This is a genomic window from Mesorhizobium sp. M2A.F.Ca.ET.039.01.1.1 (assembly GCF_003998035.1).
In the GTDB taxonomy this organism is placed as follows: Bacteria; Pseudomonadota; Alphaproteobacteria; order Rhizobiales; family Rhizobiaceae; genus Mesorhizobium.
The window spans coordinates 1-1,759 of record NZ_RZRY01001021.1 but is presented as its reverse complement, the minus strand read 5'-3'; the positions used below and the strand labels follow the sequence as shown (position 1 = coordinate 1,759).

1 protein-coding gene and 1 pseudogene are annotated in these 1,759 nt (G+C 64.5%); one reads left to right on the top strand and one right to left on the bottom strand.

The features are described 5' to 3' along the window. Positions 1-482 (top strand): glycosyltransferase family 9 protein (locus EOA24_RS36815; RefSeq protein ID WP_145992571.1); only part of this gene is annotated, 482 nt, incomplete at its 5' end. Positions 483-484: 2 nt separating this feature from the next. Here the strand turns inward: EOA24_RS36815 and EOA24_RS36810 are convergent. Next, positions 485-1,759 (bottom strand): annotated as a pseudogene (locus EOA24_RS36810) (hypothetical protein); the annotation flags it as partial.

Sequence of the window (1,759 nt, the reverse complement as noted above, 5' to 3'; positions counted from 1 at the left end):
ATCCTGCGCGACCCGCGCTGGCGCTTTACACGTCCGCTTTCACCAACTTCCGCTCATGGCCGGCGGAGCGTCTCATCTCGGTAGCGAAGGATCACGCCCGGCGCGGCTGGTCGGTTTGGCTCATCGGCGGCCCACGAGAGCGCGAGGCCGCCGCGCAGATACGGGCAGCGCTTCCGGAGGCGGTGGATTTCACGTCGACACCGCAACTGACCGACGCCATGTGCCAGATCGCCGCCTCGACCGTCTTCCTCGGCGTTGATGGGGGCCTCTGCCATGCGGCTGCAGCTTTGGGCGGACCATGCGTGCTCATCTTCGGATCAAATCGGTCTTATGAGACAGGGCCTGTAAACGATCAGGTGCGTTATCTCGAGCCGCCGATTTCGACGCCGAGCTGGGTGCTTGATACACGCGGTGTCAGCGAGGAGCGGGTTCTCGCGGCTTTGGCGACAGCGATCCGAAAACACGGGCCGAAATTCGCCTGACCTTATTCCTCGGCTGCCGCGCCGAAGCCTGAGCCCATGCTGGCGCGTGCCGTGGTCGCCCACGGCGTGGCGTGGTTGTCGATGCGCATCTGGAAGATGAAATAGGTCGGCGAGCAGAAGCCGATGCCCTTGACCTTGGCCGCGCCCGGCGTGTCCGCCGGCAGCGACTGGCACATATAGTCCTCGCGGCAGAAATGATCGGCCGAGCAGGCCGGGCGGTTGCCACGATTGACCGCGCCGCCAAGACACTGGTCGAAATTGTTGGTCGCCACGCAGATGTCGAACTTCTTGCCGCCGACCAGGCCGCAGATCTCGCTGGGCATCGACTTGCCGGCTTTGAAGGCGGAGAAGGCGCGATCCTTGTCGTCGCAGGCCCGGTAGGCGAAGCCTCCTGGGACGCCGATCTTCGGTGGACGGCAGGTAAAGGCCGTGCGGGAGATCGCAGGAGCGAAGGCGGCGAACTGGCCAGTGATCCTGTAGCGATCGTTGAAGGGCTCTGCCGCATTGCTGGCGATCGAGCCGGTGAGGCAAGGATGGCCGGAAAACATAGCGGGGCTGTCTTTCGGCAGCAGGCATTCCGCCAATTTAGTTCTTACGCCTGAAGCGGTGGCGATCGGCGTGCAGATCGTGCCGCCGCCGCACTGCCAGCTGCTGCCGAAGCGGGCGGCATCTTCCGGCATCAGGCATGGCATCGCTGTTTCGGCCGGCGCGTAGGCGACCTCGCCTCCGTCCTTCCAGGTGGCGGGCGGGGCGAAGGAGAGCGGGCGAAAGCGATTGGGATCCCTGCCCTCGGCCGTCGCTTGCAGCCAGGCCTCGCGGCGCGCAATCTCGGCATGGAGATGCGGCGAGATGCCGACCTCGAGCCGGTTGAGCGGCGAGGTCGTCGCGTCGTCGAGGCCGATGAAATGGAAGCCGGCGGTAGAACCTGCCTGATGGCAGCCCTGGCAGGCGCCATTGTCGAGCAGCTCGACCAGGGCTTCCGGCGTGCGAGCCAACGAAAATTTCGAATAGTCGAGCGCGGCTAAGTCCTTCGGCTCGAATATGGGGGTGAACGGATGATTGGCTTGCCTGGCGCTGCCGAAGGTCGACCAGGAGATGACTTTTCTTGCCAGGAATTCGTCCGGGATTTGATAGACGCCGAGATCGACCGCAGCGGCATTGGCGCGGACATAGTCGGCAAGCCGCGCTTTCAGGGCGGCATCGTCGGCGAGCCGTGCCGCGTCCGGCGTATTTTCCAGAGGCTTCTCCCCCACTGTCGAGCCGTCGATGCTGAATAT